At 44.7% G+C, this 6792-nt stretch carries 7 protein-coding genes; all 7 read left to right on the forward strand.

Annotated elements, in window-relative coordinates; genetic code table 11:
* The first annotated feature begins 109 nt into the window (after positions 1 to 109).
* The 7 genes from LIZ66_RS07640 (at position 110) to LIZ66_RS07670 (ending at position 6535) form a co-directional block, all read left to right on the forward strand.
* Complete coding sequence (locus LIZ66_RS07640) at positions 110 to 1249, forward strand: helix-turn-helix domain-containing protein (RefSeq protein ID WP_187565829.1); 1140 nt, start codon at positions 110 to 112, stop codon at positions 1247 to 1249.
* Positions 1250 to 1279: 30 nt separating this feature from the next.
* On the forward strand, positions 1280 to 2587 hold the full coding sequence (locus tag LIZ66_RS07645; RefSeq protein ID WP_227200807.1) for a glycerate kinase family protein: 1308 nt from the start codon (positions 1280 to 1282) through the stop codon (positions 2585 to 2587).
* Between the two features lie 4 nt (positions 2588 to 2591).
* Positions 2592 to 2765: a hypothetical protein gene (locus LIZ66_RS07650; protein ID WP_173718335.1), complete on the forward strand. Its 174-nt coding sequence runs from the start codon at positions 2592 to 2594 to the stop codon at positions 2763 to 2765.
* A 319-nt stretch (positions 2766 to 3084) separates the two neighbouring features.
* Positions 3085 to 3873, forward strand: coding sequence for a transporter substrate-binding domain-containing protein (locus LIZ66_RS07655; protein ID WP_408611514.1), 789 nt, complete (start codon positions 3085 to 3087; stop codon positions 3871 to 3873).
* Between the two features lie 129 nt (positions 3874 to 4002).
* Positions 4003 to 4794 (forward strand): amino acid ABC transporter permease, encoded by a 792-nt coding sequence (locus LIZ66_RS07660; RefSeq protein WP_173774038.1) that lies wholly within the window; start codon positions 4003 to 4005, stop codon positions 4792 to 4794.
* A gap of 2 nt (positions 4795 to 4796) precedes the next feature.
* Positions 4797 to 5537, forward strand: coding sequence for an amino acid ABC transporter ATP-binding protein (locus LIZ66_RS07665; protein WP_330386322.1), 741 nt, complete (start codon positions 4797 to 4799; stop codon positions 5535 to 5537).
* Between the two features lie 158 nt (positions 5538 to 5695).
* The gene (locus tag LIZ66_RS07670; RefSeq protein WP_173769633.1) at positions 5696 to 6535 is read left to right on the forward strand and encodes a CvfB family protein; all 840 of its coding nucleotides are present in this window, start codon (positions 5696 to 5698) and stop codon (positions 6533 to 6535) included.
* Positions 6536 to 6792: the final 257 nt, after the last annotated feature.

Here is a 6792-nt window from a genome sequence, read left to right on the forward strand (position 1 = left end):
TAGAAAATTTTTCGTTTTTTTCCAGGTAAACAAATCGTCGATTGACGAAAATCCACATTTTAGTGTATATAAGAGAGTAACGCAAAAGAATTATGGAGGATATCATATAGTGGACGCAAAAAGGTTTGGGGCATTTATTTCGGAAAGAAGAAAAGAGCATCATATGACACAGGCCGATCTTGCCGGAAAAGTCGGAGTGACGGATAAGGCGGTCAGCCGTTGGGAGCGGGGACTTGGATTTCCGGATATTAATACAATGGAACCATTGGCTGAGGCACTGGATGTATCACTTTTGGAGCTGATGCGATCAGAAATGCAGACAACCGAAGGGGCTAACGTGAAAAAAGATGAGGCAGCAGAAAAAGATGGGACAGTAGAAATGAATGAAGCAGCAGAAAAAAACGGGATGGCAGAAAAGAGAGAGAAAGCAGAGAAAAAATACACGTCTGCAGAGGTGACTGAGATGATGCAATCAATGGAAGAAATACGAAAACAGCAACAGCATCAGGATAAAATCGCAGGCTATCTTGCGATACCGGTAATTCTGCTCATTGTGGCTGTGTTTAAATTCTCTGGTCATGCAAACCTTGGCGGTGCGTTATTTGCCGGGCTTCTTGGCGCGGGAGCTGCTGTGAGTGGATATTATCTGTGGGTGAATCGGGAAGATAAGGAAAGCAAAAGAATTTATGGATTTTTTACAATCACTCTGACCGGCATATTTTTCACAATATGTTCTTTCCTGGTTCCTGACGGATTCTGGGAACAACATAGACAGGAAGCAAGTCTCATCACATGTCTGGTGAATCTGGCGATTGTGATATACGCATTTGGATTTGCAGTAAAGAGAATGTGCAAGGAAAAAAAGAACCCGGTACTTATTGCTGTTGTGGTGGTTCTGGAGATTTTGATAACGGCGTGGACTTTACATGGCTTTGCTGCCAGGTCCATAGAAAATGCCATGGGAACCAGCAAGGGGGATGTGGCAGAACAGTACGCAACACAGCTGTTGCTCAATGAAAAAAATCTTGAAGAAGACTGGATACGGGGATATAGTTATGTTCAGATTGACCTGCATCCGGATATCTACCGTGTAGGTTTTTCCTATTATGCAGATCAAAAAGACGCAGAAGCGGGAAAAGAAAGCATATATGGCTATGATATTCAGGTGGATTCTGATTATAAAATTACGATAAAAGAAGGAAGTTCTGCAATTGGAATGGATTTGTGGAGTGAAAAAATAGAAGGGTAGATCGTATTTGAAAAAACGGGAGAAAAGAACATGAAAGTAGTAATTGCAATTGATTCATTCAAAGGGAGCATGAGTTCTATAGAAGCGGGTGAAGCTGCCGCAGCAGGCATTCGGAAAGTATATTCGGAAGCCAAGACCAAGGTTTATCCGCTGGCAGATGGCGGGGAAGGGACAGTGCGGGCACTGGCCCAGGGACTTGGGGGAAGCTTGGAGAATGTGACAGTTACTGGACCACTTGGAGCCCCGGTTGTCTGCGAATATGCAATTTGGGAGAAACGTAATATAGGCGGTTCAGGTAGAATTGATTTTGTGGGAAAAGAGATGATGGCTGTTTCAGAGAATGCTTCCGTAGTAGAAAATACTTCTATAATAGAAAGTAAACGTGGCTACAAGAATGAGAAAAAGTGCGGAAAGACTGCCATTATAGAAATTGCTGGTGCAGCCGGGATCACTTTGGTTCCACCTGAACTTCTGAATCCTATAAACACTACAACCTATGGTGTTGGAGAGGTCATAAAAGACGCCATTTCCAAAGGCTGCCGAAATTTTATCATCGGAATCGGAGGCAGTGCAACGAATGATGGTGGAATCGGTATGCTTCAGGCTTTGGGAGGAGAGCTTCTGGATAAAAGTGGAAAACAGGTGCCATTTGGAGCAGAAGGTGTGGAAAAGCTTGCCTCCATCAGTTGCAAAAATTTGCTTCCGGAATTAAAAGAATGCAGCTTCCGCATTGCCTGTGACGTGGACAACCCTTTATATGGGGAAAAAGGCTGCAGCTATATCTTCGGCCCCCAGAAAGGCGCAACACCGGAGATGGTGGAGCTGATGGACGGGTGGATGGAAAACTATGCAAAGATAACAGAAGAATATTTTGCAGATTCCAAAACCCAATTGGGAAAATTTAATTATGATCCAAACTACCCAGGCTGCGGAGCAGCCGGAGGCCTTGGCTTTGCCTTCCGTACTTTTCTTCATGGAAAACTGGAACCAGGTATAAGCATTGTCCTGGAAGAAATCGGCATAGAAAATCAGATAAAAAATGCAGACATCGTAATCACTGGTGAAGGTCGTCTGGATGGCCAGACCGTTATGGGAAAAGCGCCCATCGGAATTGCCAGACTTGCAAAGAAATATGGAAAGCCAGTGCTTGCCTTTTCTGGCTCGGTCACTGAAGATGCTGCCTCTTGTAATGAAGCTGGAATCGACGCTTTTTTCCCAATCCTCCGTCAGGTGACCACTCTGGAAGAAGCCATGGATCCGCAGACTGCACAGAAAAATATGGAAAGTGCTGTAGAGCAGGTGTTCCGGGTGATTAGGCTGAAAGAAAGGAATTGGTGAAATTATGGGCGGAAAAGTGCTGGAATTAGAGTCGGATAAACTGATTGAGCAAGGACTTGAGCTTGGAAGACTGGAAAATCAAATGGCTACAGCCGTCAAAATGTTGCAAGTGGGCAAGTATACGATTGAGGAAATTGCAGATATTTCTGGTTTAACGGTTAAAAAATATGTGCGTTGAAGGATGAAAAGAATCTGTGAGCCAGAGAAATATGGAGAAAAACCATGAATTCTGCAACTCCCCCCTCTTGACTTCTCCCACAAACAAGAGTAATATGAACTACAACGCAATGGCGCGTTAGTGTGATAACGCCGCCATTGCATTTTTTTTACCCGGAAATGGGGAAACAACCTCGAAATGAGGAAACACACCGATAAAATATCGGTGGTGCTGTGATTAATGAGTTTTTTACAAAGAGGAGGAAAGAAAAATGAAGAAGAGCTATTTATGGAGAAAAATGACAAGTGGTCTTATGGCAGCAGCTGTTACCGTGACAGCAATGCCGGGACTTGGACTTACAATGGTACAGGCAGAAGAGAAGAAAACATTAAAGGTAGCAATGGAGTGCAGCTATGCACCATACAACTGGACACAGCCAGATGATTCCAACGGAGCTGTTCCCATTTCCGGAAGCTCTGATTACGCATATGGATACGACGTTATGATGGCGAAAAAAATCTGTGACGAGCTGGGATACGATCTGGAAATCGTGAAACTGGACTGGGATTCCCTGGTACCGGCTGTCCAGTCTGGAAAAGTTGACTGCGTAATCGCAGGTCAGTCCATTACATCCGAACGTCAGCAGATGGTAGATTTCACAGAGCCATACTACTATGCATCCATTATTACCCTGGTAAAAAGCGACGGCGATTATGCAGATGCAAAAAGTGTGGCAGATCTGAAGGGCGTTACCTGTACTTCCCAGCAGAACACTATCTGGTATGATTCCTGCCTGCCGCAGATTGAGGACGCAAACATTCTTCCTGCACAGGAAAGTGCGCCTGCCATGCTGGTTGCCCTGGAATCTGGAAAATGTGACGCTGTTGTAACTGATATGCCTACCGGAATGGCTGCCTGCGTAGCTTACCCGGATTTCAAACTTCTTGATTTCTCTGGCACAGACGGAGATTTTGAGGTATCAGATGAGGATATCAACATTGGTATTTCCGTACAGAAAGGCAATACAGAGCTTCTGGATGCCCTGAACAGCGTACTGGATAAAATGACAGAGGATGATTACAAAGAAATGATGGACAAAGCAATTTCCGTACAGCCGCTGTCAGAGTAAGGGTTACAGTGATTTCGCTGCATTTGAGTCTGTTTGAAAAATCATTCCTGCATTTTGTAAGATTCACTTTGCAGGATATTTCGCAGACGGTCTTTGTAAATAAAGTCGAGAGAGATAGGAGAGAAAAATATGCTTCCTGAAACCTTCTGGGGCCGGATCCAGTATCTGCTCCAGCAATACGGCGCCTCCTTTTTATCAGGAGCCGGAAATACAATGATCATAGCCATTGTAGGCACCTTTTTAGGGTGCCTTATTGGCTTTATAGTTGGAATTATTCAAACAATTCCTGTAGATAAAAGGGACTCCGCCGTTAAAAAGACACTGGTTGGATTTCTCAAATTTATTATGGCATGCTACGTGGAATTTTTCCGCGGCACCCCAATGATGGTACAGGCCATGTTTATCTATTACGGAAGTGCTTACCTGTTCAATATCAACATGTCCATGTGGTTTGCGGCATTTTTCGTAGTATCTATCAATACCGGAGCCTACATGGCAGAAACCGTCCGAGGCGGAATCCTTTCTGTTGACGAAGGTCAGACAGAAGCTGCAAAAGCAATCGGAATGACGCATGTACAGACTATGATGAACGTAATCCTTCCACAGGCATTGCGCAACATCATGCCTCAGATTGGCAACAACCTGATCATCAATATCAAGGATACCTGCGTTCTTTCCATTATTGGAATTGTAGAACTTTTCTACACAACAAAAGGCGTAGCCGGAGCCTATTATACTTACTTTGAATCCTTTACCATCGCTATGGTAATGTACTTTATCCTTACTTTTGTATGCTCCAGACTGCTCCGCCTGCTGGAACACAAGATGGAAGGTCCGCAGAATTATGACCTTGCCACAACGGATACACTGGCTCACACAAGTGGTCTGTATTCCTACCCTAAGAAGAAGGAGGAGAAATGATCATGAGTGAAAAAATCCTTGAAGTCAAGCATCTGGGAAAAGCATTTGGCAGCAATCAGGTACTGAGAGATATTGATTTTTCCGTAAGTCCGGGAGATGTGACGTGCATTATCGGACCGTCCGGTTCTGGTAAATCCACGCTTCTTCGCTGCCTGAATATGCTGGAAACTCCATCCACCGGAGAAATCAATTATCATGGAACTGACATCACCAGTAAGAACGTAAACGTTCCGGAATACCGTTCAAAGGTAGGTATGGTGTTCCAGAATTTTAACCTTTTTAACAACATGACTGCTCTGAAAAACTGCACCGTAGGTCAGGTAAAGGTTTTGAAAAAGAGCAAAGAAGAGGCAGAGAAAAAAGCTTTGTATTATCTGGAAAAAGTAGGTATGGCGCCGTACATCAACGCCAAACCCAAACAGCTTTCCGGAGGTCAGAAACAGCGTGTGGCAATCGCAAGAGCCCTTGCCATGGAACCGGAAATTCTTCTTTTCGACGAGCCAACCTCCGCGCTGGATCCCCAGATGGTAGGCGAGGTTCTGGAGGTTATGAGAGACCTTGCACACGAAAGCCTGACCATGATCATCGTCACCCATGAGATGGCATTTGCCCGTGACGTTTCCAAGCGTGTAATCTTCATGGCAAATGGTGTTATCGTAGAAGACAGACCGCCGAAGGAACTGTTTGAGAATCCGAAAGACCCGCTGACAAAAGCTTTCCTGAGCCGCTTCCGCAATGCATGAGCCGGAAAGTCGCTTTGCAGATGGGGATTCTGCATTTTTTATCCTTACTTCAATAAGTTAATGTTCACAGTGGCGGTAAATGTGTGCTATACTGGACAATAGATTGGGAAGCTACTGAGAAATTTTATATTTAACCGTAATTGAATTAAGGAGAATCCATGATTGAAATAGGAAAAAAACAGAAGCTTATTGTGGCAAAGACCGTAGATTTCGGTGTTTACCTTGCAGAAGATAAAAATGCAGGCCAGGAAGACAGAGTACTTCTTCCAGCCAAACAGGTTCCGGAAGGAACCAGAGAGGGCGATGCACTGGATGCATTTATTTACAAGGATTCCAGGGACCGTCTTATTGCAACCACCAGAGAACCACTTCTTCAGGTTGGACAGACTGCTGTTCTGAAAGTGCTTCAGGTAACCAAGATCGGTGCATTCCTGGATTGGGGCTTAGAGAAAGACCTGCTCCTTCCATACCATGAGCAGACCAGCCGTGTGCGGGAAGGACAGGAGTGCCTGGTAGCCCTTTATGTAGATAAGAGCAGCCGTCTCTGCGCCACCATGAAGGTATACCATTACCTTTCTACCAGAACCCCATATGTAACAGGTGATTCCGTAAAAGGGCGTGTCTACGAGATCAGCGATCGTTTCGGTGTTTTTGTAGCTGTTGATGACAAATATTCCGCCCTGATCCCAGCCAGAGAAGCCAGCGGCAAATACCGCCCGGGCGAAGTCCTCGACCTTCGCGTTTCCGAGGTGAAAGAGGATGGCAAGATGAACGTCACAGACCGTCAGAAAGCCTACATCCAGATTAACGAAGATGCCGAGAGCGTCCTTAGCATAATCGAAGAATTCGCCGGCGTCCTCCCCTTCGATGACAAAGCCTCACCAGAAGTGATCAAACGCGAATTCGGTCTCAGCAAGAATGCCTTTAAACGTGCTGTGGGACACCTTCTGAAAGAAGGTAAAATTGAGATTAAGGACAAACGCATCTACAAGAAATAATGGAATCTGATACACCCTTTATTGGAAAATAATAAAACCTGCATACCATATTGGAATACCCGAATATGGTATGCTGTTTTTTTCTCTAAAACACGAACGGGTGTTTACCGGGGCTTGAACTTGTGTTAAACTATTTATTAATCATACTTGCTATTTAATGTGTTGGGAGGGTAAAAAGTTTTTCAGGAGGGACGCATTTGGGCAATGTGTATTACTCACTCGCCGGCGCAACGCTCCAGCGAACTAATCGCTAACTG

Source organism: Blautia faecis, from assembly GCF_020554845.1.
Classification (GTDB): Bacteria; Bacillota; Clostridia; order Lachnospirales; family Lachnospiraceae; genus Blautia_A; species Blautia_A faecis.

Excerpts from the sequence above, each read along its gene's own strand:
- LIZ66_RS07645 (WP_227200807.1), top strand. The coding sequence starts at position 1,280 with ATGAAAGTAGTAATTGCAATTGATTCATTCAAAGGGAGCATGAGTTCT.
- LIZ66_RS07650 (WP_173718335.1), top strand. The coding sequence starts at position 2,592 with ATGGGCGGAAAAGTGCTGGAATTAGAGTCGGATAAACTGATTGAGCAA.
- LIZ66_RS07655 (WP_408611514.1), top strand. The coding sequence starts at position 3,085 with ATGCCGGGACTTGGACTTACAATGGTACAGGCAGAAGAGAAGAAAACA.
- LIZ66_RS07660 (WP_173774038.1), top strand. The coding sequence starts at position 4,003 with ATGCTTCCTGAAACCTTCTGGGGCCGGATCCAGTATCTGCTCCAGCAA.
- LIZ66_RS07665 (WP_330386322.1), top strand. The coding sequence starts at position 4,797 with ATGAGTGAAAAAATCCTTGAAGTCAAGCATCTGGGAAAAGCATTTGGC.
- LIZ66_RS07670 (WP_173769633.1), top strand. The coding sequence starts at position 5,696 with ATGATTGAAATAGGAAAAAAACAGAAGCTTATTGTGGCAAAGACCGTA.